The organism is Sphingobium sp. TomTYG46, assembly GCF_055396345.1.
The window spans coordinates 617242-641549 of record NZ_AP027324.1; the positions used below are offsets into that span (position 1 = coordinate 617242).

At 63.3% G+C, this 24308-nt stretch carries 32 protein-coding genes; 13 read left to right on the forward strand and 19 right to left on the reverse strand.

The window, feature by feature from the left end; genetic code table 11:
• Positions 1–22 precede the first annotated feature (22 nt).
• Positions 23–1354 carry a dihydroorotase gene (locus ACZ5YV_RS03200; RefSeq protein ID WP_464788553.1) on the forward strand — a complete coding sequence of 444 codons (1332 nt, stop codon included), beginning with the start codon at positions 23–25 and terminating at the stop codon, positions 1352–1354.
• A 13-nt stretch (positions 1355–1367) separates the two neighbouring features.
• Here the strand turns inward: ACZ5YV_RS03200 and rarD are convergent, their stop codons facing one another.
• Positions 1368–2270 (reverse strand): EamA family transporter RarD, encoded by a 903-nt coding sequence (rarD, locus tag ACZ5YV_RS03205; RefSeq protein ID WP_464789134.1) that lies wholly within the window; start codon positions 2268–2270, stop codon positions 1368–1370.
• Positions 2267–2488 (reverse strand): hypothetical protein, encoded by a 222-nt coding sequence (locus tag ACZ5YV_RS03210; protein WP_196225858.1) that lies wholly within the window; start codon positions 2486–2488, stop codon positions 2267–2269. Before ACZ5YV_RS03210 ends, rarD begins: the two co-directional genes overlap by 4 nt.
• 152 nt (positions 2489–2640) lie before the next feature.
• Here ACZ5YV_RS03210 and ACZ5YV_RS03215 point away from each other — a divergent pair, with 152 nt between their 5' ends.
• From ACZ5YV_RS03215 to ACZ5YV_RS03240, 6 genes are read left to right on the forward strand one after another with little or no spacing between them, the layout of a single operon-like run.
• Positions 2641–3363: a hypothetical protein gene (locus ACZ5YV_RS03215; RefSeq protein WP_464788554.1), complete on the forward strand. Its 723-nt coding sequence runs from the start codon at positions 2641–2643 to the stop codon at positions 3361–3363.
• Positions 3364–3423: 60 nt separating this feature from the next.
• Positions 3424–3807, forward strand: a complete 384-nt coding sequence (gene crcB / locus ACZ5YV_RS03220) for a fluoride efflux transporter CrcB (RefSeq protein ID WP_464788555.1) — start codon at positions 3424–3426, stop codon at positions 3805–3807.
• Positions 3804–5135: an RluA family pseudouridine synthase gene (locus tag ACZ5YV_RS03225; protein WP_464788556.1), complete on the forward strand. Its 1332-nt coding sequence runs from the start codon at positions 3804–3806 to the stop codon at positions 5133–5135. Before crcB ends, ACZ5YV_RS03225 begins: the two co-directional genes overlap by 4 nt.
• The gene (locus ACZ5YV_RS03230) at positions 5132–5791 is read left to right on the forward strand and encodes an HAD-IA family hydrolase (RefSeq protein ID WP_464788557.1); all 660 of its coding nucleotides are present in this window, start codon (positions 5132–5134) and stop codon (positions 5789–5791) included. The genes ACZ5YV_RS03225 and ACZ5YV_RS03230 overlap by 4 nt, the downstream gene beginning before the upstream one ends.
• A complete protein-coding gene (locus ACZ5YV_RS03235) occupies positions 5788–6042 on the forward strand; it encodes a hypothetical protein (RefSeq protein ID WP_464788558.1) in 255 nt (84 codons plus the stop codon). The genes ACZ5YV_RS03230 and ACZ5YV_RS03235 overlap by 4 nt, the downstream gene beginning before the upstream one ends.
• The gene (locus tag ACZ5YV_RS03240; RefSeq protein ID WP_464788559.1) at positions 6039–6734 is read left to right on the forward strand and encodes an ATP12 family chaperone protein; all 696 of its coding nucleotides are present in this window, start codon (positions 6039–6041) and stop codon (positions 6732–6734) included. Before ACZ5YV_RS03235 ends, ACZ5YV_RS03240 begins: the two co-directional genes overlap by 4 nt.
• 106 nt (positions 6735–6840) lie before the next feature.
• Here ACZ5YV_RS03240 and ACZ5YV_RS03245 read toward each other — a convergent pair whose 3' ends face one another.
• The 3 genes from ACZ5YV_RS03245 to ACZ5YV_RS03255 all read right to left on the reverse strand — a co-directional run bounded on the left by ACZ5YV_RS03245 (position 6841) and on the right by ACZ5YV_RS03255 (position 9362).
• Complete coding sequence (locus ACZ5YV_RS03245; protein ID WP_464788560.1) at positions 6841–7521, reverse strand: murein L,D-transpeptidase catalytic domain-containing protein; 681 nt, start codon at positions 7519–7521, stop codon at positions 6841–6843.
• An 89-nt stretch (positions 7522–7610) separates the two neighbouring features.
• Complete coding sequence (locus tag ACZ5YV_RS03250; RefSeq protein WP_464788561.1) at positions 7611–7901, reverse strand: hypothetical protein; 291 nt, start codon at positions 7899–7901, stop codon at positions 7611–7613.
• Between the two features lie 6 nt (positions 7902–7907).
• Complete coding sequence (locus ACZ5YV_RS03255) at positions 7908–9362, reverse strand: L,D-transpeptidase family protein (protein ID WP_464788562.1); 1455 nt, start codon at positions 9360–9362, stop codon at positions 7908–7910.
• Positions 9363–9420: 58 nt separating this feature from the next.
• On the opposite strand from ACZ5YV_RS03255, the gene ACZ5YV_RS03260 reads away from it, so the two are divergent.
• Positions 9421–10344 carry a histone deacetylase family protein gene (locus tag ACZ5YV_RS03260; protein ID WP_464789135.1) on the forward strand — a complete coding sequence of 308 codons (924 nt, stop codon included), beginning with the start codon at positions 9421–9423 and terminating at the stop codon, positions 10342–10344.
• Here the strand turns inward: ACZ5YV_RS03260 and ACZ5YV_RS03265 are convergent.
• From ACZ5YV_RS03265 to hisB, 6 genes are all read right to left on the reverse strand, one after another.
• On the reverse strand, positions 10322–10894 hold the full coding sequence (locus ACZ5YV_RS03265; RefSeq protein WP_464788563.1) for a hypothetical protein: 573 nt from the start codon (positions 10892–10894) through the stop codon (positions 10322–10324). The genes ACZ5YV_RS03260 and ACZ5YV_RS03265 overlap by 23 nt on opposite strands.
• 74 nt (positions 10895–10968) lie before the next feature.
• The gene (locus ACZ5YV_RS03270; RefSeq protein WP_464788564.1) at positions 10969–11289 is read right to left on the reverse strand and encodes a phosphoribosyl-ATP diphosphatase; all 321 of its coding nucleotides are present in this window, start codon (positions 11287–11289) and stop codon (positions 10969–10971) included.
• Between the two features lie 46 nt (positions 11290–11335).
• Positions 11336–12100, reverse strand: coding sequence for an imidazole glycerol phosphate synthase subunit HisF (gene hisF, locus ACZ5YV_RS03275; RefSeq protein ID WP_449473180.1), 765 nt, complete (start codon positions 12098–12100; stop codon positions 11336–11338).
• A gap of 97 nt (positions 12101–12197) precedes the next feature.
• Positions 12198–12935, reverse strand: coding sequence for a 1-(5-phosphoribosyl)-5-[(5-phosphoribosylamino)methylideneamino]imidazole-4-carboxamide isomerase (hisA, locus tag ACZ5YV_RS03280; protein WP_196225871.1), 738 nt, complete (start codon positions 12933–12935; stop codon positions 12198–12200).
• 120 nt (positions 12936–13055) lie between these two features.
• Positions 13056–13673 (reverse strand): imidazole glycerol phosphate synthase subunit HisH, encoded by a 618-nt coding sequence (hisH, locus tag ACZ5YV_RS03285; protein WP_464788565.1) that lies wholly within the window; start codon positions 13671–13673, stop codon positions 13056–13058.
• Positions 13670–14257, reverse strand: coding sequence for an imidazoleglycerol-phosphate dehydratase HisB (gene hisB, locus ACZ5YV_RS03290; protein ID WP_196225873.1), 588 nt, complete (start codon positions 14255–14257; stop codon positions 13670–13672). The genes hisH and hisB overlap by 4 nt, the downstream gene beginning before the upstream one ends.
• A gap of 98 nt (positions 14258–14355) precedes the next feature.
• Here hisB and ACZ5YV_RS03295 point away from each other — a divergent pair, with 98 nt between their 5' ends.
• The 3 genes from ACZ5YV_RS03295 (at position 14356) to ACZ5YV_RS03305 (ending at position 16660) form a co-directional block, all read left to right on the forward strand.
• Complete coding sequence (locus tag ACZ5YV_RS03295) at positions 14356–14832, forward strand: SspB family protein (protein ID WP_449473174.1); 477 nt, start codon at positions 14356–14358, stop codon at positions 14830–14832.
• Positions 14833–14898: 66 nt separating this feature from the next.
• Positions 14899–16281 carry a class II fumarate hydratase gene (gene fumC / locus ACZ5YV_RS03300; RefSeq protein WP_464788566.1) on the forward strand — a complete coding sequence of 461 codons (1383 nt, stop codon included), beginning with the start codon at positions 14899–14901 and terminating at the stop codon, positions 16279–16281.
• 40 nt (positions 16282–16321) lie between these two features.
• On the forward strand, positions 16322–16660 hold the full coding sequence (locus tag ACZ5YV_RS03305) for a hypothetical protein (protein ID WP_449473171.1): 339 nt from the start codon (positions 16322–16324) through the stop codon (positions 16658–16660).
• On the opposite strand, the gene ACZ5YV_RS03310 is transcribed toward ACZ5YV_RS03305, so the two are convergent.
• Complete coding sequence (locus ACZ5YV_RS03310) at positions 16657–17226, reverse strand: DUF2585 domain-containing protein (RefSeq protein ID WP_464788567.1); 570 nt, start codon at positions 17224–17226, stop codon at positions 16657–16659. The two genes, ACZ5YV_RS03305 and ACZ5YV_RS03310, sit on opposite strands and share 4 nt — an antisense overlap.
• Positions 17227–17283: 57 nt before the next feature.
• On the opposite strand from ACZ5YV_RS03310, the gene gmk reads away from it, so the two are divergent.
• On the forward strand, positions 17284–17949 hold the full coding sequence (gene gmk / locus ACZ5YV_RS03315; RefSeq protein ID WP_464788568.1) for a guanylate kinase: 666 nt from the start codon (positions 17284–17286) through the stop codon (positions 17947–17949).
• A 53-nt stretch (positions 17950–18002) separates the two neighbouring features.
• Here the strand turns inward: gmk and ACZ5YV_RS03320 are convergent, their stop codons facing one another.
• Together ACZ5YV_RS03320 and lgt are read right to left on the reverse strand one after the other, a co-directional pair.
• The gene (locus ACZ5YV_RS03320; RefSeq protein ID WP_464788569.1) at positions 18003–19073 is read right to left on the reverse strand and encodes a class I SAM-dependent methyltransferase; all 1071 of its coding nucleotides are present in this window, start codon (positions 19071–19073) and stop codon (positions 18003–18005) included.
• Positions 19063–19965 carry a prolipoprotein diacylglyceryl transferase gene (gene lgt / locus ACZ5YV_RS03325; RefSeq protein WP_464788570.1) on the reverse strand — a complete coding sequence of 301 codons (903 nt, stop codon included), beginning with the start codon at positions 19963–19965 and terminating at the stop codon, positions 19063–19065. The genes ACZ5YV_RS03320 and lgt overlap by 11 nt, the downstream gene beginning before the upstream one ends.
• A 155-nt stretch (positions 19966–20120) precedes the next feature.
• On the opposite strand from lgt, the gene ACZ5YV_RS03330 reads away from it, so the two are divergent.
• On the forward strand, positions 20121–20831 hold the full coding sequence (locus ACZ5YV_RS03330) for a helix-turn-helix domain-containing protein (RefSeq protein ID WP_464788571.1): 711 nt from the start codon (positions 20121–20123) through the stop codon (positions 20829–20831).
• A gap of 239 nt (positions 20832–21070) precedes the next feature.
• Here ACZ5YV_RS03330 and rplI read toward each other — a convergent pair whose 3' ends face one another.
• The 5 genes from rplI to ACZ5YV_RS03355 all read right to left on the reverse strand — a co-directional run bounded on the left by rplI (position 21071) and on the right by ACZ5YV_RS03355 (position 24261).
• Positions 21071–21667, reverse strand: a complete 597-nt coding sequence (rplI, locus tag ACZ5YV_RS03335) for a 50S ribosomal protein L9 (protein WP_449473163.1) — start codon at positions 21665–21667, stop codon at positions 21071–21073.
• Between the two features lie 13 nt (positions 21668–21680).
• Positions 21681–21905, reverse strand: a complete 225-nt coding sequence (gene rpsR, locus ACZ5YV_RS03340) for a 30S ribosomal protein S18 (protein WP_004212076.1) — start codon at positions 21903–21905, stop codon at positions 21681–21683.
• 13 nt (positions 21906–21918) lie between these two features.
• Positions 21919–22341: a 30S ribosomal protein S6 gene (gene rpsF, locus ACZ5YV_RS03345; RefSeq protein ID WP_464788572.1), complete on the reverse strand. Its 423-nt coding sequence runs from the start codon at positions 22339–22341 to the stop codon at positions 21919–21921.
• A 227-nt stretch (positions 22342–22568) separates the two neighbouring features.
• Entirely contained in the window at positions 22569–22931 is a 363-nt protein-coding gene (locus ACZ5YV_RS03350) for an RcnB family protein (protein ID WP_464788573.1), read from the reverse strand.
• Positions 22932–23055: 124 nt separating this feature from the next.
• On the reverse strand, positions 23056–24261 hold the full coding sequence (locus ACZ5YV_RS03355) for an ABC transporter permease (RefSeq protein WP_464788574.1): 1206 nt from the start codon (positions 24259–24261) through the stop codon (positions 23056–23058).
• Between the last annotated feature and the right edge of the window lie 47 nt (positions 24262–24308).

The window sequence follows — 24308 nt, forward strand, 5'->3', positions numbered from 1 at the left end:
CATATCCAAGCGGCGAGCAATCATGTCCCAGAATTTCGACCTGATCCTGAAGAACGGCACCGTCCACACGCCCGGCGGGGCGGCGCAGACCGATGTCGGCGTGCGCGGCGGCAAGGTCGTGGCGATCGGGTCTTCGCTAGGCGACGCTGGCGAGGTAATCGACTGCACCGGGCTGGACGTGTTGCCTGGCTGCATCGACAGCCAGGTGCATTTCCGCGAGCCGGGCCTTGAGCATAAGGAAGATCTCGAATCAGGCAGCCGCTCCGCCGTGCTGGGCGGGATCACTTCTGTGTTCGAGATGCCGAACACCAACCCGAATACGGACAGCGCCGAGCGCGTGCATGACAAGCTGGCCCGCGCTCACCATCGCATGTGGTGCGACCATGCTTTTTATGTCGGTGCGACGGCCGACAATGCCGAAGCGCTGAAAGAACTGGAGCGTATTCCCGGCACGGCTGGCGTGAAGATCTTCATGGGCGCATCGACCGGCAGTCTGCTGGTGGATGATGACGCGGCGCTGTCGCGTGTGTTGGCGAGCGGCACGCGGCGTGTTGCCATCCATGCCGAGGATGAGGCGCGGATGAATGCGCGCAAGGATTTGCGGGTGGAGGGCGATCCTTCCTCCCACCCCGTCTGGCGCGATGATGAAAGCGCGATGATCGCGACGAAGCGGATCATCGGCCTTGCTCGCAAGGCGCGGCGGCGCATCCATATTCTGCATGTGACGACGCCAGCGGAACTGGAATATATCGCCGGGCATAAGGACATCGCCACCTGCGAAGTGACGCCGCAGCATCTGACGCTGGCGGCTGAGGATGCCTATCCCCGGCTTGGCACCTATGCGCAGATGAACCCGCCGATCCGGTCGGCCTCGCACCGGGATGGCCTGTGGCACTGGCTCAATCAGGGCGTGCCCGATGTGCTGGGCAGCGACCATGCGCCGCATACGATCGAGGAGAAAGCGAAAGCCTATCCCGGATCGCCCAGCGGCATGCCGGGCGTCCAGACGCTGGTGCCCTTGCTGCTCAACCATGTGGCGGAGGGGCGTTTGTCGCTGCGGCGGTTTATCGAGCTGACCTCGTCGGGTCCGCAGCGGGTGTTCGGGCTCGTCGGCAAGGGGCGGATTGCGCTCGGCTATGATGCCGACTTCACGGTGGTGGACCTCAAGAAACGATGGACGGTGGGCAGCGACTGGCTGTCCTCGCGCTGCAATTGGTCGCCCTTTGAAGGCATGGACCTGACCGGCAAGGCCGTGGGGACGATCGTGCGCGGGAATCGGGTCATGTGGGAAGATACGCTGGCCAATGAAGCGGTGGGCGAAGCCGTGCGCTTCGAGGCGACCGAGTTCGCCTGAACGCGCTAACTCGCTACGCCGCCGCCAGCCTGTTCTTGCGGGCGGCGGCGAGGCTGTCTGTCGCGAACAGGATGAGGCCCAGCCAGATTAGTGCGAAGCTGATCATCTGGCCTTGCGTCAGTTTCTCGCCATAGAGCAGCACGCCGCACAGGAATTGCAGCGTGGGCGCGAGATATTGGATGAGGCCCAGCGTCGTAAGCGGCAGGCGCTGCGCAGCCATGGCGAACAGGATCAGCGGCACCGTCGTCAGCGCGCCCGAGAAGATCAAAAGGCTGCTGGTATAGCTGTCCTGCCCAAGGCTGATGCCGCTATGGCCCCACAGCCATAGCAGATATGCAAGAGCGAGCGGCGCAAGCAGCAGCGTTTCCGCCCCCAACCCGACCATCGGCGCAACCGGGGTCAGTTTGCGGACAAGGCCGTACAAGGCAAAGCTGACCGCCAGACCGACGCTGATCCACAGGGTGGTGAAGGCCGCCGCCGCCATGATTGCGACACCCACCGCAGCGACCGCGATGGCTATGGTTTGCCCACGCCGCAGTCTTTCCTTCAGCACCAGGACGCCGAGCGCGACATTGACCAGTGGATTGAGGAAATAGCCAAGGCTGGCGGCGATAACGTGGCCGTTATTGACCGACCATACATAAACCAGCCAGTTGAACCCGATGAACAGCGCGGATGCGGTGAGCGGCAGGACGATCCGCCTGTCGCGCAATGCTGCTCCAAGCGCGCCCAGGTTCCGCCGTGCCGCGAGTACGCCGACGATCAGGATGAGCGACCATATGACCCGCTGCGCCACGACCTCGACCGGGGTCACGGCGTGGAGCAGCTTGAAAAAGATAGGCAGCAGGCCCCAGAGCCCATAGGCCGCCACCGCAGCGATCAGGCCCGTCCTTAGCTGCTGATCATGCGTGTTCAGAAAATGCCTCCGCCCAGGAACAGGCGGAACGCCCCGATCGCCGCGACAATGAGGCACAGGTTGCGGCCGCTGTTACGCGTCGATAATATCCCGATCACGGCGCCAAACAGCGCGATCGGCACCAGCAGCCAGTTGGCGATCCCCAAAAGCGGCAGGAAAGCCGGGATCATCAGCAGGAGGGCGAAAAGGCCGATCAGGACCGAGAGGACGTTTAGCATCGCGATGAGATGGGCCTTGTTCGGCGCGGAGACAAGATGGGCGCGGATGCCATTCGCATCTTAATGGCATGGGAAAATTTAGCGATTTACCAAAATCACTAACGGAAAATTAACTCCTGACATTCACCTCTTGTTTACAAAGGAGTTAAGCCATGCCGCCTTTCCGTTCTGTCTATGCCCTTGCCGTGCTGCTCACGCTGCCATTGGCGAGTTGCGGGAAGGGGGACAAGGAGGCTGATCTTAACGCCCTCGACGCCCAGCTGACCAACAATGCCGTGGACCCTGCACTTCAGGAAGCATTGGGTGGGAAGATCACGGTCGATCCCAAATTGACGGGGCAATCCGGACGCCCTGCGATCGCGGGTTTGCCGAAGCTTAGTGGCGACGCGGCCAAGGCACTGGCCGAATCGGTGAAGCTTGCGGGTGGCAAGCTGCTCGCGACGCCTGCTCCGACGGCAGGTGAGGGGAAGGAACCGGCGGCTGCGCTGGCCTCCGCGGCTCAAGGTCAGGACATGCCCGGCGGCAATGTCTTCTGCCGCAAGCAGCTGGCCTATGGCATGCAGTGGGCCAGCCGCCTGCCCGATCCCTTCGGCGTTTACCCCGGTGCCAAATTGACGGAGGCGGCGGGCGCGGACAAAAATGGTTGTACGTTGCGCGCGGCTACTTTTGTGACGCCGGTGCCCCGCCAGAATGTCATGGACTATTATTATACGCAGGCGCGGCGTTCCGGATTTGACGCCGAACACACGGTTATGGGCGGCGATCATGTGCTCGGCGGCACGCGCGCGGACGACGGCGCCGCTTTCCTGCTGGTCTTCACCGATGCGTCGGGTGGGCGGACGAATGTCGATATAATCGCCGACAAGGGACGGTAAGCGCCAGAAAGGCGCGCGCCGCCATTTTCTTTACCGCAATTTGCCTCTAGGGCGGGCGGGATGAACAATATCCTCCTTGTCATGGGCGGCGGCGCAGCTGGCGCGCTGGCGCGCTACCAGCTGGGCCGCTTTGCCGGTCACATGCTGCCGGGTGTGCAGTGGCCCTGGGGCACCTTTGCCGCCAATGTGCTGGGCGGTTTTGCCATGGGACTGCTTGCCGGATGGCTGGCGCGGTTCGGCAGTGCGTCGGGTGAAGCCCTGCGCCTGTTGCTGGCGGTGGGTCTGCTTGGCGGCTTCACCACCTTTTCTTCCTTCAGTCTGGAGACCGTGTTGATGATCGAGCGCGGGCAGTTGGGCATGGCGATGAGCTATGCCGCCTTGTCAGTGATAGCGGCGGTCGGCGCGCTGGTCCTTGGCCTTGGCATGATGCGGAGCATCGCATGAAGGGGCGCCCTCCCGGCAAGCCGTCCGGTCCCTTGCGTGGGGGCAAGCCCGGCGGTGGCGCGCCCGGCCGCGCTCGTGGTGGCGCAAAGGCGGCGCGGGCGCGCAAACCTGATGCGCCGAGGTCACCGGCGAAAACTGCCGCCAAGCCTGCAACGCCCAAGGTCGCAACGCCCAAGGTCGCAGCGCCCAAGGTTGCTACTGCGGGTAAAGGCGTTTCGCTGGACGTGCGTCAGTTCCGCGTGGGCGCGGACGATGATGGCATCCGGCTGGATCGCTGGTTCCAGCGGCATTTGCCCGACATCGGCTTCAACAGCGTGTCGCGCTGGTCTCGCACGGGTCAGTTGCGAGTTGATGGCGCGCGCGCCGCACCGGGCGATCGCGTGGCCGAGGGGCAGCTGATCCGCGTTCCTCCTGCCGAGCCCAAAGCCGCCGAGATCGCCAAGCCTCGCCGCGTCCGGCCGGAATTGAGCGAAGACGAGATCAGTTTCGCACAGAATATGGTGATCCATCGTGACGCACAGGCGATCGTCATCAACAAGCCGCCGGGCCTGGCGACGCAGGGCGGCACCAAGACCGATGAGCATGTCGATGGCCTGCTCGACGCTTTGGAATATGAGCTGGATCAGCGGCCCAAGCTGGTCCATCGGCTGGACAAGGACACTTCTGGCGCGTTGCTGGTTGCCCGCACGGCGCGGTCGGCGGCTTATTTCGCGAAGGCTTTTTCCAGCCGCACCGCGCGCAAGGTTTATTGGGCGATCGTCATGGGTGTGCCCTCGATCAATGACGGCATGATCGAGCTGCCCATCGCCAAGCAGCCCGGCACCGGCGGCGAGAAAATGCATGTCGATGAGGAAGAGGGGTTGCCCGCCCGCTCGCGCTACCGCGTGATCGAGCGCGCGGGGAACCGGGCTGCCTGGGTCGAGCTGCAACCGCATACGGGTCGCACGCACCAGTTGCGCGTGCATATGGCGGCTATCGGGCATCCGATTGTCGGCGACGGCAAATATGGCGGCAAGGAAGCGTTCCTGTCTGGCTCGATCAGCCGGAAGATGCACCTGCACGCCCGCCGCATCCGTGTCGATCATCCCGATGGCGGCCGCGTCGATGTGCGTGCCGATCTGCCCGAGCATTTCGCGGCTAGCCTGATTTCGCTGGGCTTCGACATCAACGTGGGTGACCTGCCGCTGGACGAGGAAATCGCCCGCGCGCCAACCCGCGAGGATGAGAAGAAGGCGGCGCGTGCCCATGCCAAGCAATGGCGCAAGGAGCGTCGTGGGGAACGGCGGTCGCGCGGATCGGGTGGTAGCGGGAGCCCCCGCAAGAAATGAGCAACCGCCTTGCCGTTTTCGATTGCGACGGCACTCTGGTCGATAGCCAGCACAGCATCTGCGCGGCCATGACGCTGGCGTTTGAGGGCGAGAAGCTGGCTGCGCCTGATCGGATGACGATCCTGTCCGTGGTTGGCCTGTCGCTGCCGTTGGCGATCGCGCGATTGCTGCCGGAAGCGGAGGCGGATTTCCATGACCATCTGTCGGAAAGCTACAAGAGCGCTTTCCAGCAGATGCGCCGCGATAATGCGGTGTCGGAGCCGCTATATCCGGGGATAGCCGAGTTGATCCGGGAACTGGATGCCGAAGGATGGCTGCTGGGCGTGGCGACCGGCAAGTCGGATCGGGGGCTGAACCTCTGCCTGGCGCATCATGGCATCGATGCGCATTTCGTGACGCTTCAAACCGCCGACCGGCATCCGTCCAAGCCGCACCCGTCCATGCTGCTGACCGCCATGGCGGAAGCGGGCGCGAGTCCGGAAACGACGGTGATGATTGGCGATACCAGCTATGACATCGACATGGCGCTGAGCGCGGGGACGAGGGCGTTGGGGGTCGGTTGGGGCTATCATTTGCCCGCCGATCTCATTGCGGCTGGCGCGCATGCCGTGGCGATGGACAGCGATGAACTCAGGAGCCATATCCGCGCAGCATGACCGACTTTCCTCCTCCCCCTCCCGTCGATCCTGAAAAGGTCGCGCGCCAGCGTCACTTCGCGCTTGGCATGTTCCGCCTTTCGGGTGCCCTGCTCGTGATGTTCGGCTTCCTCATCCTGATGGAGCGCTTCAACTGGGTGCAGGGCAGCAAGGCCAAGGCGATGGGCATGATTTTCGTGCTGGTCGGCCTGTTCCAGTTCATCATAGTGCCGCGTCTGCTGCTGGCCCTGTTCCGGAGGCCGCCGCAGTGAGGCGCTTCTACAAGGATGTCGCGGTGATTTGCGGCGAGGCTGGGCATGAGATCCAGCTGGACGGGCGCCCGGTGCGAACGCCCGCGCGTGCGGCGCTGGCTCTGCCGACCGCGGGGTTGGCGGAGGCTGTGGCCGAGGAATGGCGCGGGCAGGGTGATATGGTCGATCCGCGCTTGATGCCCTTCACCGGCCTTGCCAACGGGGCCATCGACCAGATCGCGCCCAATCGCGAGAGCTTCGCTTCGGGCATCGCCAATTACGGGACCAGCGACCTGCTATGTTACCGCGCCGAAGGGCCTGCGGAACTGGTGTCGCGGGAGGCGGCGGCGTGGGACCCGCTGCTGGACTGGGCGCGGCGGCGTTATGACGTCACCTTTCGCGTGACCCAAGGCATCATTCCGGTCGATCAGCCGCCTGAGACTTTGGAGCGGCTGGATGCGGCGGTGAAAGCCTATGATCCCTTCACGCTAGCGGGATTGTCCACGCTCGTGACCCTTTCGGGTTCGCTGGTCTGCGGCCTGGCGATCGTCGAGGGCGGACATGATGCCGATACGATCTGGACCGCGTCGGAAATAGATGAGGCCTGGGAAGTCGAACAGTGGGGCGAGGATGTCGAAGCCGCCGCCCGATCAGCCAGACGGCGGGATGAGTTCGCGATGGCCCGACGCTTCTGCGAGTTGGTGGCGCGGTAGACCAACCGGCACCAACTCCTCAGCCCGAACGGTGTGAGGAGGCGGTCAATTTAATCCGGCGATGCTTCAGGTGAGCAGTAGCGGCAGCCGGTCGAAGCGCCTGACTTCAAGCCCCCATTGCCGTGAGCTTGTTCGCATAAACCATGCGGCCCGGGCCAAGCAGCCCCAGCAGTTGCGGCAACATGTGCTGGGCGACGGCGAAGCAGCCTTCGCTGCGGCCGATCTTGCCCCAAGTCGCGATATGATCTTCGCTCACATAATCGGCGCCGTGGATCACGATGGCGCGCATCTCAGCATTGTTGTTCTGCGAATCGAGACCTGCCAGCCGCATGGCGCGGCCGTGCTGCCCTTCGTAAATTTGCCCCGTTTTATACGCGCCCGCCGAACTCGCCAGTGAATTGGGCTCGTTGGAGAAAGTCTGGAGCCAACCGGAATGTCCCGGATCGGACCCTCGGCCATGAGCCACCAGATAGGAACTGGAATGACCGCCGACGAGATCGACGATGTGGAAGCGCAACTCACGCGAAGGAGCGTTGAAATCGGCTAGCGCGATCCGGTCGCGCAGTTCGAACATATGCGCATGTTCGTCCAGCGCCGCCTTTGCCCGGTCCAGCAGCCGCGCATAGGGCTGCTGCGCCAAGGGCTTAACCGGATGCGGGGTGACAGGCGGCGGGACTGGCGCGGCAGGCTGTGGCATGGCCGTCACGGCCGCGCGTCCGGCGCTGTCTGCTAGGAATGAAAAGGCAAGTCCGCTTAAAGCGGCCTTCGTAAAACTGCGGCGATCCATGAATCGCAATATAGCAAAGCTCTTCGCCCGCTTAAAGAGTAGAGCGCAGATGGTGGCCGCCGTTCGTCCGAAGGCGGCCAGCCTTCGGCTTAATTGGTCGAATTGCTCCCCTCGGCCGACTGGTCCAGCCGTGCGGTCATGCCGGTCGCTTCCGCATCGTCCTGAATCTGCTGTTTCTCGGTAATGCTTGGCGGCGGCGCGGGTTCCGGCGCTTGCGCAGCATTGTTGGCTGGCGGCAGCGGCGCTTCGGGTTCCTCGATGATCACATTTTCAACCGGCGGTTCGACCATGTTGTTGGTCGCGGGCGTTTGCTCTTCCTTCTTCCCGCAGGCGGAGAGGGCGAGTGCGCCAGCAAGGACGGCGAGGGCAATCTTGCGCATGGGGTCTTAGTCCTTCGATGCGATGGTGGGCGCCGGGGCGGCAGTGGGATCGAGCCGACGGCTGGATGCCTCGATCTTCTGGGCGAGCAGCTTGTCCCAGCCATAGGGGTCAGACCGGAAGTTCATGGTGCCGTTGCTGCTAGCAAAGGCGGTCCAGTAGAGCAGATACACCGCCACTTCCTTGGGCAATTGCACGCGCTGCGTCTTGCCGGTGTCGATCAGCGATTGCACCTTCCCCGCGAGGTTGGGGTCGCTTTGCAGCATCAGTTCCGCGAGCGGAACGGGCTTTTCAAGCCGGATGCATCCATGGCTGGCGAGCCGGTCATAGCTTGAGAATTTCGCGCGGGCAGGCGTGTCGTGCAGATAAACGGCGAAGGGATTGTTGAAGTCGAACTTCAACCGCCCAAGCGCGCTGCCGGGACCCGCTGGCTGAACGATCCGCTCCCCGGTCTCGGGCGTGCCGACGATCTTGTAGCCCTGGCGGAGCAGGGCCGCGCGGCCCTTTGGCCACAATTCCTTCTTCGCGATGGAGGAGGGGACGTTCCATGGCGGATTGACGACGATCGAATGGATGCTGGATGTCAGCATCGGCGTCGCATTGTCCGGCGATCCGGTGACTGCCCGCATAGAGGTGACGGGCTGATCGCCTTCGAAGACGGTGAGGACGGCGGCGGCGATGTTCACCTGCACGCGGTTGACCGGCAGCTGGCGCGGCATCCAGCGCCAGCGTTCCATATTCGCCATGATGGCGGCGATGCGTTCGTTCACCGGAACATTGAGTTCCTTGAGCGTGCGGGCGTCCAGCAGGCCGGTGGGGTTCAACCCATAGCGGCGCTGCGCCCGCTGAAGCGCGTCGGACAGCTTTTCGCCGGGCTGAACGCTCTTGTCCTCGATGGCGAGGCGGTTGCGCACCGCATCGGGCGCGGATTTCGCGCCAAGGACCGGCCAGCCCCCGGCGTCACGGATTTGCTCATAATTGGCAAGGCCCCGGCGCAGTCCCTCATAACCGGAATAGGGCGGCGTGAGGGTGGCCGCCCATTGCGGCAGGCGGTCTTCGGCAATGGCGCGGGCAAGGCCGGGGCGCGGATCGACGGCCGCAGGGCGCAAGGCCCAGATGTCCAGGAAGTCGGCGGTATCGACCCTGCCGGTGCTGAGCGCCTTGGCCCTGTCGAGAACGGCGGTGACCAACGCGTCGCCACTCAGGACGCCAGTCGCCTTGTTGCGCGCCATCAGGCCTTGTGCAGCGCCGCCCTTCAACCAATTGTTGAGCCAAGCCTGCTGCGCGGCCGATGGAGCCGGGATGGGGACGGGCGGCGGCGTCACCATAGCGGGCGGCGCGATGACCGGCGGAGTGGGCGCGGGCAGCGTCGGTACAACCGCAGGCGGCTGCGCGAGCACGGGTGCTGCGGCAAGGCCCATGAGGGAGCTGAGGCTGAAACGGATCAAATTGGGACGGTTCATGCTGGACCAGATAGCGCAAAGCCCTCATCGTTCAAACTCGAGATCGCGGAAAAAGATGATGCTCCATGTCGTTCACCATCCTGCCTATGTTTCCCCTGCCACAGGCGGCAGCCGCTTTCGTTTTGATAAATATGGGCTGGTTATGGAAGCACTTAGGGTAAGTGGCGCCGCCTTTACCGTCCATGAACCCGCGATCATGCCCCGCCGCTGGATCGAAGCAGTCCATGACACGGCCTATGTCGAGGAAGTTGCCAGCCTGAATGTGCCGCCCGAAAAGGAACGGCGGATCGGTTTTGCGGTGAATGATCGGGTGATGCGGCGGTCCATGCTGTCTCCCGGCGGAACCTGGGCCGCGGCAAAGCTGGCGATGCGCCATGGCTATGCCGCCAACGCGGCCGGGGGCAGTCATCACGCGCTTTACGACAGCGGCGCGGGTTATTGCGTGTTCAATGACCTGGCCATCGCGGCGAATCGACTGATCGGGGAAGGGGACGCGCGGCGGGTGTTGATTCTCGACCTCGACGTGCATCAGGGCGATGGCACCGCGCAGCTGATGGAGGGGCGGGACGATGTTTTCACGCTGTCCGTCCATGCGGAGAAGAATTTCCCCGTGCGCAAGATGCGGTCGTCGTTGGACGTAGCGCTTCCCGACGGGGTGGGTGACGCCGATTATCTTGCGGCGCTCATGGAGGTGCTGCCCCAGGCGCTTGATGGCTTTGGCCCCGACCTGATCCTGTATCAAGCCGGGGTCGATCCGCATGCTGACGACAGGCTGGGGCGACTGGCGCTGAGCGATGCGGGGCTGGAAGCGCGGGACCGCACCGTCATGCGGGAAGCGCGTCGCCGTGGCATCGCGCTCGCCAGCACCATGGGTGGGGGTTATGGCGAGGACAGGATGGCGGTGGCAGAACGTCACGCCGCCTGCATGATCCGGCTGGCGGAGGAGGCGGGAACGAGGCTTAGTGCATTGTCGCAGCGTTGACCGATGCGACAGGAGCCGTCACGATCAGCCGAGCCGCGATAAGTCCTGCGGCGGCGAGTGCGATGAAGTCGCTGAAGGCAAGGTAGAGACTATATCCCCAATGCGCGTGGTTGAAGACGGCCTGACCTATGTCCAGCCACAACACGGCCGCGAGCGCGGAGAGCAGGGCGATGCGCGCGCGGTTGCCGAAGTCCGCAGCCGCGAATCTCAGCGCCAGGGCGATGAGTACCCCGGTGATCAGGGCGAGGACGAGCCCGCCGATCAGCGCGGCGCTATCCGTCACCGGAAAGCCGCTCTCATTGTAGAAGATCGTCGCGATCGGTCCCTTGCCATATAGGATGGTGCCCTGCGCGGTCGCCGGATCGGGGACGATATAGACGCCGGTTCCGGTCTGGGTCAGAGACTGCGCCAGTGCCGCCTGAAGGTTTGCGCCGGGCGCTTCGCCCGTGCGGTGAAAGGCCAAAGCGCTGAGCGGCGTCTGCCAGAAGAGGAAGCGGATCACGAAAAGAGCGAAGCCGCCCAATATGCCGCCCGCGATCGTCCTTACCATAAGCCGTCATCCTCCCTGTTTGCCTTGAGGCAGATCAGGAAACGCCGATGGGAGGATTTCTTTCCGGCAGGCGATCAGTCCTTGGGCCGCGCGGCCTTTTCCGCGATCCCGGATACGCCTTCTCGGCGGTCCAGTTCATCGAGCACGGCGTCCAGCGGAATGTCGAGGTCTGCCAGGAGAACCATCAGGTGGAACAGCAAATCGGAGCTTTCGCCGATCACGCCTTCGCGATCGGACGCCATGGCGGCGATGACGGTCTCGACCGCCTCTTCGCCGACCTTCTGCGCGATCTTGCCCCGGCCTCGTGCGGTCAGTTTTGCGACATAGGATTGGGACGGGTCAGCCTTCCGCCGTTGCCGAATGGTCTTTTCAAGATCGAAGAGGGTTGAGCGCATGCTGTCCATCAAGCCTTCACCGCCAAATGCGTCAATGAAAAGTTGTTCATCGCGAACGGACGGGTACGCCCGCAGCAGCAAGCGCCTGATGCGCTTCGGCTACTGTATGCTGGCCAAAGTGGAAGATAGAGGCGGCGAGCACCGCGCTGGCATGACCCTCGATCACGCCTTCGACCAGATGCTGGAGCGTGCCGACACCGCCGCTGGCGATAACGGGAACGGAAACCGCGTCGGCGATAGTGCGGGTGAGGGCGAGGTCATAGCCCTGTTTCGTACCGTCGCCGTCCATGGAAGTGACGAGCAGTTCGCCCGCGCCGAGTTGAGCCAACCGTACCGCATGTTCGACCGCGTCGATGCCGGTAGGCTTGCGGCCACCATGGGTGAAGATTTCCCAGCGGTTGTCGCCGACGCGCCGGGCATCGACCGATCCGACGATGCACTGACTGCCGAAGCGGTCGGCGATGTCGGCCACGACTTCGGGGCGCGCGACTGCGGCGCTGTTGACGGCCACCTTGTCTGCGCCCGCGAGCAGCAGGGCTCGGGCATCTTCCGGGCTGCGCACGCCGCCACCGACGGTTACGGGCATGAAGCAGACTTCGGCGGTGCGGCGCACCACGTCCAATATAGTGCCGCGCGCCTCATGGGTGGCGGTGATGTCGAGGAAGCAAAGCTCGTCCGCGCCAGCCGCGTCATAGACCCGCGCCTGCTCGACCGGATCACCTGCGTCGCGCAGGTCAACAAAGTTCACGCCCTTGACCACGCGGCCGTTGGCGACGTCCAGGCAGGGGATGACGCGGGTGCAGACGGTCATGAGCGGCGTACCTCCCGCCGTTCGTATCGAGCGAAGTCGAGATACGGGTGCAATCGTGGTTCTCGACTGCGCTCGATACGAACGGAAGCAGATACTATCACGCCGCAGCCTTCGCGATTGCCAGTGCCGCCTTCAGGTCCAGCCGCCCGTCATAAAGCGCGCGGCCAGTGATGACGCCTTCGATGCCTTCGTCTGCATGCAGGCTGAGCACGCGAATGTCCGCGATCCCCGCCACGCCGCCGCTCGCGATGACCGGAATATCCGTGCCGCGCGCCAACTCGACGGTCGCGTCGATGTTGCAGCCCTTGAGCAAGCCGTCCCGGCCTACGTCTGTGAAGAGCAGGCTGGCGACGCCCGCATCCTCGAACCGGCGGGCGAGGTCCGCGACGGGCATGTCGGACTTTTCGGCCCAGCCATCGGTCGCGACGAAGCCGTCCCGTGCGTCCACGGCAACCACGATCCCGCCCGGAAAGTCTCGCGCCGCCGCCTTGACGAACGCTGGGTCCTTCAATGCGGCCGTGCCGATGACGATGCGTGATACGCCAAGGTCGAACCAGCGCTCCACTGCCTCGCGGTTACGGATGCCGCCGCCGAGCTGAACATGGCCGGGGAAGGCTTCGACGATGCGCTCTACCGCTTCGGCATTGACCGCATGGCCTGCGAAGCTCCCATCGAGATCGACGACATGTAGATGCTCGGCTCCTGCCTCCGCGAAGATCAGCGCCTGTGCGGCGGGGTCGTCGCCATAGACGGTAGCGCGGTTCATGTCGCCCTCGGCCAGGCGGACGACCTGTCCGCCTTTGAGGTCGATTGCGGGGAAGACGATGAGAGACATAGACCTACCGATATATTAGGCCGACCGTGCTCCTGCGCAGGCAGGAGCCCAGATCGGACGCTGGAGCTGGGCTCCTGCCTGCGCAGGAGCACGGAATTTCTTCACTCGCCCGGATTAGCGTCACGGACGCCACTCCAGGAAACGGGAGAGGAAGGAAAGGCCATAGGTCTGGCTCTTTTCCGGATGGAATTGGCAACCGATGATCGTGTCACGCGCGACGGCAGCGACCAGCGGGCCGCCATGATCGGTGATGGCGGCGACATGGGCGGGATTGGCAGCTTCGAAATGATAGCTGTGCAGGAAATAGGCCTCGCCAGGCTCCAGCAGAGGCGGCGCGCCGTTCAGCGTGACCTTGTTCCAGCCCATATGCGGCACCTTGATCGCGGGATCGGTCGGCTCGATCAGTCGCACTGTGCCGGGAACCCAGCCTAAACCCTCATGCCGTCCGAACTCTTCGCCTGCATCGGCGAGCAACTGCATGCCTACGCACACGCCAAGGAAGGGCGTGCCGCGTTGGCCCACTGCCTCGTTCATCGCGCCGATCATGCCGGGAATGGCGGACAGCGCATCCATGCACGCGCGGAAGGCCCCGACGCCGGGCAGGACGATGCGGTCAGCCTTCGCCACCACCTCAGGATCGGCGGTGATGACGGCATCCTCTGCCCCCGCCTTGCGCAGGGCATTATGGACCGAATGGAGGTTGCCTGCGCCGTAATCGATGAGGGCTAGCGCAGTCACAACATCCCCTTGGTGGACGGGATGGCGTCCGCCTTGCGCGGGTCGATCTCCACCGCTTGCCGCAGCGCGCGGGCGAGCCCCTTGAAGCAGCTTTCCACGATGTGGTGATTGTTGCTGCCATAGAGATTTTCGACGTGCAGCGTGATTCCGGCAGCCTGTGCGAAGCTGTGGAACCAGTGTTCGATCATCTCGGTATCCCATTCGCCGAGGCGCTGCACCGTGAAGGGCGCGTTGAACACCAGCCAGGGACGGCCTGAAATGTCGAGTGACACGCGCGAAAGCGTCTCGTCCATCGGCGAATAGACGCTGCCGTAACGGGTGATGCCGCGCTTGTCGCCCAAGGCCTTTGCCACAGCCTCGCCAATGGCGATCGCCGTATCCTCAGTCGTGTGATGCTGGTCGACATGCAGGTCGCCGACCGTGCTGACCGTCATGTCGATCAGCGAATGGCGCGACAGCTGCTCGATCATGTGATCGAGAAAGCCGATGCCGGTGGAGACGGTATAGATGCCCGTTCCGTCGAGATTGACGGTCACGTCGATCTGCGTTTCCGCAGTGTTGCGGTGAATTTCGGCGGTGCGCATGGCTGCGCCCTATACCGAAGTGGGGGTGGCATGCAATGTGGCGTTGCATGTGCGGGGCGCACTTGACCCGCCGCGCCGCGCCGTTAGGACAATGGGGGATGAGCGACGACTTGCCTGACAGCCTGATTCCCTACGACGAAATCGTGCAGGAGGCGCTGCGTGCCGTGGTCGGCCGCGTGCTGGGCGAAGTCGAGCATTCTGGCGGTCTGCCGGGTTCGCATCATTTCTACATCACCTTCAAGACGCAGGCTCCCGGAGTCGCGATCCCCAAGCAATTGGTGGAGCGATTCCCGGACGAGATGACGATCGTCCTTCAGAATAAATTCTGGGATCTGAAAGTCAGCAGCGACGGGTTCGAGGTCAGCCTGACATTCAATCAGGTTGCGTCGCATCTTGTAATACCCTTTGCCGCCATCACGGCCTTCGTGGACCCCGCGGTGAATTTCGCCCTCCAGTTCCAGGTGCAGTCGGACGGATTGCCCGAGCCGCATGAGGAAGCAGAGAATGACGCGCCGCTGGTCACGACCGAAGACGGCTCCAATGTCGTGACTGTGGATTTCGGCAAGAAGAAATAAGGGCTGGCGGATAGCCGCCTTACCTCCCAGATTGGCTTCCTGACTTTACGTTCCGGGAGCCTTTGCATGGAAAGCCGCACGGAAACCGACAGCATCGGCGCCATAGAGGTGCCCGCAAGCGCCTATTGGGGGGCGCAGACCCAGCGCAGCATCGAGAATTTTCCCTTCGGAGCGATGGAGCGCATGCCGATCGGGATCGTTCACGCGCTCGCCATCGTCAAACAGGCTGCGGCGCGGGTTAATCGCGCGGAAGGATTGGCGCCGGAACTGGCCGAGGCGATAGAGGCGGCCTCCGCCCGAGTGATCGCGGGCGATCATGACGATCAATTCCCGCTCGTCATCTGGCAGACGGGCAGCGGTACGCAATCCAACATGAATGTGAATGAGGTGATCGCGGGCATCGCCAACGAAGCGCTGACGGGCAAGCGGGGTGGCAAGTCACCCGTCCACCCCAACGATCATGTGAATATGGGGCAGTCGTCCAACGACAGCTTTCCCACCGCGCTTCACATCGCGGCAGCGCGCGCCGCGATGGAGCAGTTCTTCCCCGCGCTCGACCGGCTTCACAAGGCGCTGGATGACAAGGCGCAGGCCTGGGGCGGCATCGTGAAGATCGGCCGCACCCATCTTCAGGACGCGACGCCGCTGACACTGGGGCAGGAATTTTCGGGCTATGCGCATCAGCTTTACCGCTGTCGCAATCGGATAGAGCCTGCCGTGATGCATGGGATGATGTCGCTGGCTCAGGGCGGAACGGCGGTGGGCACTGGACTCAACGCGCCCGAGGGCTTCGACGTCGCCATGGCAAGGGAGATTGCGGCGATCACCGGCCTGCCGTTCCGCACGGCGGATAACAAGTTCGAGGCGCTGGCCTCCAACGACCCGCTGGTGCATCTCTCTTCGACCCTCGCCACGCTGGCCGTCGCGCTCACCAAGATCGCCAACGACATCCGCCTGCTTGGCAGCGGGCCGCGTTCCGGGCTCGGCGAATTGGATCTTCCCGCCAATGAACCGGGCAGTTCGATCATGCCTGGCAAGGTCAATCCAACCCAATGCGAGATGCTGACCATGGTGGCCGCACAGGTGATCGGCAACCATCAGGCCGTGACGGTCGGGGGCCTTCAGGGGCATCTGGAATTGAATGTCTTCAAACCGATGCTCGGCGCTGCCGTTCTGCGCTCCATCCATCTGTTGAGCGTCGGCATGGACAGCTTTGCCGAACGCTGCGTCGAGGGGCTGGAAGCGAACGAGAAGCGCATTGCGGAACTGGTCGACAGGTCGCTGATGCTGGTCACCGCTCTCACGCCCGAGATCGGCTATGACAACGCCGCAAAGATCGCGAAGCATGCGCATACAGAAGGGCTCACGCTCAAGGAGGCGGGTCTTGCCCTTGGCCTGATCGATGAGGAAAGTTTTGATCGGCTGGTCCGGCCGGAAAATATGGTGTGAACTGGCGGAACCGCCCGTCCTGCGATACATTGATCGCCATATGAAGAAGATCACTTCCAAACAGCCGCTTGTCACCGTCCGCCCCCCGCGCAAGGCAGGGCTGTTGCGAAAGACGGCACGCCTGGGCGCGGCCGTCGTCGCGGCCCGCGTTGCGGCGGCTACCGGCAAGAAGGGCGTGGTCGGACTCGTCGCGGGCATGGGCGCCAAGCGGTTGATCATGCGCTATCCGCTGGGCGCGCTGTTCGTTACCGGCGCTTATTTGGCGGGCAAGGCTTATGAGACGAAGCGCGAAGTCGATCGCAAGCGTGCTGTGAAGGCGCTGCCTGATCTTAGCAACGAACCGGTGCCGATCACCGAAGCCCGCACGAAAAAGGCCTAAAGGGCTGATTGCCAGCTTTTTATCGCTTCGATCGGCCAAGCCAGCATCAGCACGTTGAGCGTAAGATTGTCGCGGATCGCCACTAGTGCGATGATTTCCAGTGCGATGCCCGCGCATATCGTCACGGCGACCGGCGCGCGGGCCGCGAAGAGGAAGCCGAGCGCCATCATGCCAATATCGCTCATCGAATTCAGGATGCTGTCGCCACTATAGCCCAGCGCGATCGTCGCCGCACGGTAGCGATCTATGATGATCGGCGAGTTCTCCAATATCTCCCAGGCCGATTCGACCAGCACCGCCAGCGCAAAGCGTGGGCCAATCGGTTGCCGCCGCATCAACGCCCACGCGGCTGCGTAAAAGAGGAAGCCGTGGATCACATGGCTTAGGCTGTACCAATCGGCGATATGCTGACTGTTACCGCTGTCCAGTGCGCCATGCCAAAGCTCGACATGGCCGCAAGTGCAGATCGGCGGTCGCGCCATCAGGAACAGCAGCGCGCAGGCCAGCAGTACGATGATCCCGGCGGCAACGAAGCCCCGGCGGTTGCGTAGTGCCTTGCGTCTCAACGATCGTCCCCCTTCACGGCCTCTTGCCAAACGCGTTCCACGGCGTCACTAGCGGCCATGGCCGACAGCATCCCTATTGAGGCGCCCGATTTCAAACGGCGTGGCGTGCTCTTCGTTCTTTCCTCGCCTTCTGGCGCGGGCAAATCCACCATCGCGCGCAAGCTTCTGGCTGCTGAGCCGGACCTTGCCATGTCCGTTTCCGCCACCACGCGGCCGATGCGTCCGGGCGAAGTGGACGGCAAGGACTATCATTTCGTCGATCTGGAGGAATTTCGCCGGATGACGGCGGAGCATGAATTTCTCGAATGGGCGCACGTTTTTGGCCAGCGCTACGGCACGCCGCGCGCGCCTGTCGAGGCCATGTTGAAGAGCGGCCGCGACGTACTTTTCGACATCGACTGGCAGGGCGCGCAGCAGCTTCACCAGATCGCCGGGGGGGATGTCGTGCGCGTGTTCATCCTTCCTCCCTCGATGGAAGAGCTGGAACGCCGCCTGCGCGGCCGTGCGACCGACAGCGAGGAAGTGATCGAAGGCCGCATGTCCCGCGCCGCCAATGAAATCGCGCATTGGGACGGCTATGATTATGTGCTCTGCAATGTCGATGCGGAGGATTGCTTCAGGCGGGTTCAGACGATCCTTCACGCCGAACGCATGAAGCGCAGCCGCCAGACCGGCCTAATCGGCTTCATCCGCCGGTTGAGCCGTTATCATCAGGAAGATTGAGGAGGCGTAGTTTTCTAGCCTCCGTTGGTTTCCAGCGACGGCGTGAGGCTGATCTACCTCTCAAATCCCGCCGGTTCCGCCCAATCCGGATGCACCCAGGCCATCGCCTTGAATAGTGTCCCCATGGCGTCCTCGGCAGTCAGCCGCAGTCGCGCAGCCTCCACCTCCGCCGCCCGCGGGGGAGATGTGCGCGCGAGCTGGTCTGCCCGCGCATCAATGCCTAGCTTTCGCAGCAACTCACCCTGGTCCACCGGCCCCAGCACTCGCAGGCCCGCCTGCCGCGCCATATTGCCGATCATGGTGAAATCGACATGGGTCGTAAGATCGCTTTCGCCCGGTTCCAGGAAAGGGTCCGCAAACTGGTGTTCGCGCACGGCCTGCAACGTGTCGCCGATCGCTGGACCTTCATAGCCATAGTCGATGATGACCGCGGCGCCGCCTTGCCGCGCGATCCGCTGCGCCAGTTCCAGCGCGATGGCGGTCCCAGCCAGCGGTATTTCAATGATCGCTCCGTCGGGAGCGTCCGCCGCGATGGTGGGAATGCCCGATTCGACCCGCCGATAGCCCGACACGGCTTCGAAACGGTTCGAGTCGGCCTCATCAGGGCAGATGACCACCCGCTCGCGCCATTCGTCACCTGAACGGATGATCTGGCGGACGGGCAGAGCGTCGAAAAACTCGTTCGCGAGGACGAGCAGCGGCGCATTGTCCGGCAAGGCGGCGACACTGTCATGGTGGAAGACGTTCGGGACGAGCGCGCGTTGTCGCTCGCGCAAGGTCGGGCTGGTTTCGACGAAATGGGGCTGGGGCGTCAATCCCGCATTTCCCATGGCGCGCAGCGCATCGGACGCGAGGGTGCCGCGCCCCGGACCAAGCTCAACATAAAGTGCGTTGGGGCGGCTGCCGGATCGCATCCACAGGTCTGCCAGGCACAGGCCGACCAGTTCGCCGAACATCTGGCTTATCTCCGGCGCGGTGGTGAAATCGCCTGCCGCGCCCAGAGGATCGCGCGTGCCGTAATAATGCTGGTTCGCCTCGGCCATATAGTGGGCGACCGAGATCGGCCCCCCGGCATCAATCTGCCGGGCCAGCCGCTGGGCGAGGGTCAGCGGTTCAGCTGACACTCGCGCTCCCCGCGATTGGCTCCACGCGAACGCGGCGGCCCTTTGCGGTTGCTATCAGGTAAAGGCCGCCGAGGATCATTGGGACGCACAGCCACTGGCCCATGTGAAGGCCGGTGCGCGCCGCAAATTCCATCAACTGCGCATCGGCTTCGCGGAAATATTCCACGCCGAAACGGAATATGCCGTAGCCGAGCAGGAAAATCCCGACGAGCATTCCCGGCTTGTAGCGGGCGCGCGTCTTCCAGAAGGCGAAGGCGAGGATGAGGAACAGCACGATACCTTCGAAAAAGGCTTCGTAAAGCTGGCTCGGATGGCGGGGGAAGGGGCCGCCGGTCGGGAAGATGATTGCCCACGGCACGTCCGTTTCCTTGCCCCACAGCTCGCCATTCACGAAGTTGGCGAGGCGGCCGAAAAACAGTCCGAAGGGCACACAGCAGGCGACGAAATCATGGATGCGCAGCCATGACAGCTTTTCCTTCCGCGCCATGTAGAGGATGCCGAGCGACACGCCGATCGCGCCCCCATGGAAGGACATGCCGCCGTTCCACAGTTTGAAGATATCGAGCGGATTGCGCAGGATTTCGGGCTGGTAGAAGAAGACATAGGCCAGCCGCCCGCCGATGATGATGCCGAGCGTCGCGTAGAAGATCATGTCGTCGGCATGTCGCCGCGCCATCGGCGAACCCGGCTGGGCGATCAGCTTCAGCAGATACCAGTAGCCGATCAATATGCCCGCCAGATAGGCGAGGCTGTACCATTTGAGCGTGAAGAAGCCGAGGTCGAGCGCGACCGGGCTTAGCCCTAGCTGATCGAAACGAATGGCGCCCGAAGCCGCGGCGGCAAGGTCTAGGATCAAGTTGTCGGTCCCCTTCGGAAATATGGCCTTCGCCATAGAGCAGGATAGGGTAAGGAGGAAAGGGGGCTGTTATTTTCATCGGGGTACGGGATGACGGCTGAACAGAATGGGCGGAGGAAGATGGCCCGGATCGGTCCAACCCGCTTCAGGCATTAACTTACTGTAAACCCGTTAAATGCGAGTATCGTGCCATGGCTATCGATCCGATCATGGAGCAATCCCCCGAGTCCGGCGACAAGCGAGCCGATATTCGTTGGCCCATTCGCCTTGAGGTGGCCGAAGCCCTGGGCGAGGGATCAGCGGACGTCGTGGTTCACGATATCTCCACGGCGGGGATGTTGATTGAAACCAGCTCAAAACTGCAGCTTGGCCAGGACGTGCTTTTGTCCCTGCCTGAAGCGGGCTCCGTCTCCGCCCGCGTCGTGTGGCAGGATGAACCGTTATTTGGATGCCGTTTCGATGAGGCGCTTCCCCAAGCCGCTGTCAGTGCGACCCGGCTTCGCAGCACGGTGCGCAGCAATGGCAGGCCGGTCGATCATGCCGCCGATGCGCAAAGCCCCGAAATGTTCCCTGCGCGTCTGCGCCGGTTGCGCCGCGAACGCGGCCTCAGCCGGGAAGCGTTGTCCAGGTTGACGGGCTTCAGCAAGCCATCGCTGTGGGCGTGGGAGGTGGGCAAGACCATGCCCCGGCGCAGGAGCCTAGTTGCCCTCGCCCAGGCATTCGGCCTGACCGAGCAGCAATTGCTTGTGGGCGAGGCGGTCGCGCCGTCGTACGGTCCCACAGGGGCGGGCAATGCCCGTCTGGGTCAGCAGCTTCATGATGTCATCGCCTCAGCGAAGCGGGAAGTCGCGAAACACGCAGGCGTCGATGTCTCGCAGGTGCAGATCCGCATCGATTATTGAAGCGCCGTCGGGTGGGCGCGTGGGCCGAATTTTTACTCCGACCCGACCGTTGGCTTAGAGCCTGTCGACTGGCTCTACCTTTGGAAAGAAAAGCGCTTCGACAAGCTCAATCCGAACAGCGCTTTACGTAAAAATAAACACCAAGCTCCGGCAGGATCGCAACATCCAGCAATCCGCTAACCAACCAACAAAAAAGCCGCCCGGTGAGGGGCGGCTTTCTTTTTGTCCGTTGTGGAAACTCAGGCTTCTTCAGCCGGAGCTTCTTCCGCTTCCACGGCGATTTCGCCGGGTTCCGCGTTCGGATCATAATCCTCGGTGAAGCCAGCCTCGTCCTTTTCGAACAGGTCGGCCATCACGTCGACGCCCTGCGCCTGCAGATCAGCTTCTTCCGGCGAGCGGGCGACGTTTACCTGAATGGTGACGGCGACTTCGGGGTGCAGCGCAACCTTGACGTCGAACACGCCGAGCGTCTTGATCGGGCGTTCCAGCACGACCATCGCCTTGGTGACGTTGGTGACACCGTCAGCCTGCAGCGCTTCCACGACGTCGCGAACTGCGACCGAGCCGTAGAGGTGGCCAGCGTTCGACGACTGGCGGATCAGGACGATCTGCTTGCCGTTGACGCCCTCGGCAGCCTTTTCAGCATCGCCACGGCGGGCGGCGTTGTCGGCTTCGATCTTCGCGCGGTTGGCTTCGAAGACCTTCTTGTTGGCGTTGTTGGAACGCAGCGCCTTCTTGTTGGGGAGCAGGAAGTTACGAGCGTAACCGTCCTTCACGGTGACGACGTCACCGATGGCGCCCAGCTTCTCGATCCGTTCGAGGAGAATGATTTCCATGAGTCTTACTCCCTCACTTCACGATGTAGGGCAGCAGGCCCAGGTGACGGGCGCGCTTGATGGCCTGGGCCAGTTCACGCTGCTTCTTGGCGGACACCGCAGTGATGCGGCTGGGGACGATCTTGCCGCGCTCGGACACGAAGCCCTGCAGCAGACGGACGTCCTTGTAATCGATCTTCGGCGCATCCTTGGCGGCGAAGGGGCAGCTCTTGCGGCGGCGGAAAAACGGGCGTGCCATTGTTCAGATCTCCTTATTCGCCAGCCGGGGCGTCTTCGCGGTCGCGGCGCGGGCCACGATCTTCGCGAGGACCACGGTCACCACGATCGCCGCGCGGACCACGCTCGGCGCGTTCCTGCTTGCGCATCATCACCGACGGGCCGGTTTCCAGCTCATCGACCTTGACGGTCATGTAGCGGATGACGTCTTCGTTGATCTGGGTCTGGCGCTCCAGTTCCGCGACGACACCAGCGGGGGCGTCGATGTTCAGCATCACATAGTGAGCCTTGCGGTTCTTGGCGATCTTGTAGGCGAGGCTGCGCAGGCCCCAGGTTTCAACCTTGGTTACCTTGCCGCTGTTATCCTCGACGATCTTCGTGGCGGTTTCCGCCAGTGCGTCCACCTGCGCCTGTGCCAGATCCTGGCGCGCAAGGAACACATGCTCGTAAAGAGCCATGGGTATTGCCTCATCTGTTGGCCGATCGCTGACGCCCACCCCATGTGGAACGCCCCTCCGGCTGTCGTCTCAAGCACTCATCCGCGCGGCCCCGAGTCACCCCGGCCCACGCGAAGCGGCGCCTATGGCCGAAATGCGCCGGGTTGGCAAGGGTGGACGCAAGAGAAAGCGCCCCGGAGGGAGAGAGGTCCCCGGGGCGCTTTCTGGCCGCTCGATTGAGCGAAGCCTTAACGGATCGCGCTGCCGATCACTGCGCCGATGATCCCGCTGGTGATCGCGACGAGCACTGCGTCATTGCCGGAACGGACCCAATGATAGCCGCGCGGCGGGGCGTTCAGCCGATAGTCGCGATAATCATTGATCACGCGATAATCGCGAGCATAGCGGCGGTCGAAGCGCTGACCCTTGCCCCAGCGGCGATAGTCGTTCTTGCGCACGACCGTCTTGTGCTTCACCACCGTGCGGCCGTGGGGGCCATGCTTGACCACGCGGGTCACTTCGCGATGGGGCGCGGCCTGTGCCTGCGCAGCGACCATCGGGCTTGCCACCATCGTCGTTGCGGCCAGGCTCATCAGCAGTTTCTTGATCATCTCACTTGCTCCTTTGCTCTTAATCTGTCGCGCCTTTGCTTCGGCGTTGAGGACAGATTTAGGCCGGACTTGTCGCAAGCCTGTGCCGGTGAGACGGCCTAACTGTCTGAAATTGTAACAGCGCCTATTCGTGCCGCAGCGCGTCGATGGGATTGAGCGCCGCCGCCCGCCGTGCCGGGAAATAGCCGAACACCACGCCGATTGCCGCCGAAAAGAGGAAGGCGATTATGTTCACCTTCACGTCGAAGATGAAGGGCACCTGCATCAGCGGCGCAATGACGACCGACGCAACCAGGGCAAGCGCCAGGCCGATGAGGCCGCCGAGGCAGGACAGCACGATCGCTTCGACCAGAAACTGCATCAGCACCTCGCGCGCGACCGCGCCGATGGCAAGGCGTATGCCGATCTCCCGCGTCCGCTCCGTTACCGACACCAGCATGATGTTCATGATGCCGATCCCGCCGACCAGCAGGGAAATGGCCGCGACCGCCGCCACGATCTGCGTCAATATGGTGGTGGTGCCGGTCAGCGTGTCGCTGATCTGCTTGGTGTCGAAAACGTTGAAATTATCCTCGCCGCCCGGCTTTACCTTGCGTCGTTCGCGCATCAGTTCCTCCAGACTGGCCTGCACCGTGGATGTGTCATAAGCGTCGTCCACCGCGATCATGATCTGGCTGATGTCGCGGTCGCCGGTGAAGCGGCGCTGCACGAACTTGATCGGCATGACGACGACATCGTCCTGGTCGCCAAAGCCGCCCTGGCCGCGCGTCGCCAGCGCGCCGATAACTTGGCAGGACACACCCTTGATGCGCAGGCGCTTGCCGGTCGGATCGCTGCCCTGGAACAGGTTCGTGCGCACCGTATTGCCGATGATGCAGACGGCTTTGCCGGCCTCTTCCTCCTCCGGCATGAATAGCCGACCGGCATCGGCCTTCCAGCTCTGCACCTCGAAATAGGAGGCGGTGGTGCCATAGACGGTGGTCGACCAGTTGCTGCCTTCATAGATGGCGGTGCCGCTCGACTGCACCAGCGGCGCGACGGCGCGCACGCCTGTCAGCTGATTTTCGATCGCCGTCAGATCGGCGGGTTTGAAATCGGGAGGGCGGGGACCACCGCCGCCCCGGCCAAATCCCTGGCCCGGCCGCAACTGCAACACATTGGCGCCCAGCGAGCTGATCTGCTGACGCACGGCTGCCGTCGCGCCATTGCCCAGCGTCACCATGGTAACCACCGCCGCCACGCCGATGATAATGCCCAGCGTCGTTAGGAAACTGCGCAGCTTGTGCCGGTTGATCGCCCGGAAGGCGAGGGTGATGGTGGTGCCTAGCATCCCATTCTCCTTGCCTCTTCAGGGGGGAGGATAGGGAGCGTTGCTGC

Coding starts and splice junctions, on each gene's coding strand:
- ACZ5YV_RS03200 (WP_464788553.1), top strand. CDS start 23: ATGTCCCAGAATTTCGACCTGATCCTGAAGAACGGCACCGTCCACACG.
- ACZ5YV_RS03210 (WP_196225858.1), bottom strand. CDS start 2,488: ATGCTAAACGTCCTCTCGGTCCTGATCGGCCTTTTCGCCCTCCTGCTG.
- ACZ5YV_RS03215 (WP_464788554.1), top strand. CDS start 2,641: ATGCCGCCTTTCCGTTCTGTCTATGCCCTTGCCGTGCTGCTCACGCTG.
- crcB (WP_464788555.1), top strand. CDS start 3,424: ATGAACAATATCCTCCTTGTCATGGGCGGCGGCGCAGCTGGCGCGCTG.
- ACZ5YV_RS03225 (WP_464788556.1), top strand. CDS start 3,804: ATGAAGGGGCGCCCTCCCGGCAAGCCGTCCGGTCCCTTGCGTGGGGGC.
- ACZ5YV_RS03230 (WP_464788557.1), top strand. CDS start 5,132: ATGAGCAACCGCCTTGCCGTTTTCGATTGCGACGGCACTCTGGTCGAT.
- ACZ5YV_RS03235 (WP_464788558.1), top strand. CDS start 5,788: ATGACCGACTTTCCTCCTCCCCCTCCCGTCGATCCTGAAAAGGTCGCG.
- ACZ5YV_RS03245 (WP_464788560.1), bottom strand. CDS start 7,521: ATGGATCGCCGCAGTTTTACGAAGGCCGCTTTAAGCGGACTTGCCTTT.
- ACZ5YV_RS03250 (WP_464788561.1), bottom strand. CDS start 7,901: ATGCGCAAGATTGCCCTCGCCGTCCTTGCTGGCGCACTCGCCCTCTCC.
- ACZ5YV_RS03255 (WP_464788562.1), bottom strand. CDS start 9,362: ATGAACCGTCCCAATTTGATCCGTTTCAGCCTCAGCTCCCTCATGGGC.
- ACZ5YV_RS03260 (WP_464789135.1), top strand. CDS start 9,421: ATGCTCCATGTCGTTCACCATCCTGCCTATGTTTCCCCTGCCACAGGC.
- ACZ5YV_RS03265 (WP_464788563.1), bottom strand. CDS start 10,894: ATGGTAAGGACGATCGCGGGCGGCATATTGGGCGGCTTCGCTCTTTTC.
- ACZ5YV_RS03270 (WP_464788564.1), bottom strand. CDS start 11,289: ATGCGCTCAACCCTCTTCGATCTTGAAAAGACCATTCGGCAACGGCGG.
- hisF (WP_449473180.1), bottom strand. CDS start 12,100: ATGACCGTCTGCACCCGCGTCATCCCCTGCCTGGACGTCGCCAACGGC.
- hisA (WP_196225871.1), bottom strand. CDS start 12,935: ATGTCTCTCATCGTCTTCCCCGCAATCGACCTCAAAGGCGGACAGGTC.
- hisB (WP_196225873.1), bottom strand. CDS start 14,257: ATGCGCACCGCCGAAATTCACCGCAACACTGCGGAAACGCAGATCGAC.
- ACZ5YV_RS03295 (WP_449473174.1), top strand. CDS start 14,356: ATGAGCGACGACTTGCCTGACAGCCTGATTCCCTACGACGAAATCGTG.
- fumC (WP_464788566.1), top strand. CDS start 14,899: ATGGAAAGCCGCACGGAAACCGACAGCATCGGCGCCATAGAGGTGCCC.
- ACZ5YV_RS03305 (WP_449473171.1), top strand. CDS start 16,322: ATGAAGAAGATCACTTCCAAACAGCCGCTTGTCACCGTCCGCCCCCCG.
- gmk (WP_464788568.1), top strand. CDS start 17,284: ATGGCCGACAGCATCCCTATTGAGGCGCCCGATTTCAAACGGCGTGGC.
- lgt (WP_464788570.1), bottom strand. CDS start 19,965: ATGGCGAAGGCCATATTTCCGAAGGGGACCGACAACTTGATCCTAGAC.
- ACZ5YV_RS03330 (WP_464788571.1), top strand. CDS start 20,121: ATGGCTATCGATCCGATCATGGAGCAATCCCCCGAGTCCGGCGACAAG.
- rplI (WP_449473163.1), bottom strand. CDS start 21,667: ATGGAAATCATTCTCCTCGAACGGATCGAGAAGCTGGGCGCCATCGGT.
- rpsR (WP_004212076.1), bottom strand. CDS start 21,905: ATGGCACGCCCGTTTTTCCGCCGCCGCAAGAGCTGCCCCTTCGCCGCC.
- rpsF (WP_464788572.1), bottom strand. CDS start 22,341: ATGGCTCTTTACGAGCATGTGTTCCTTGCGCGCCAGGATCTGGCACAG.
- ACZ5YV_RS03350 (WP_464788573.1), bottom strand. CDS start 22,931: ATGATCAAGAAACTGCTGATGAGCCTGGCCGCAACGACGATGGTGGCA.
- ACZ5YV_RS03355 (WP_464788574.1), bottom strand. CDS start 24,261: ATGCTAGGCACCACCATCACCCTCGCCTTCCGGGCGATCAACCGGCAC.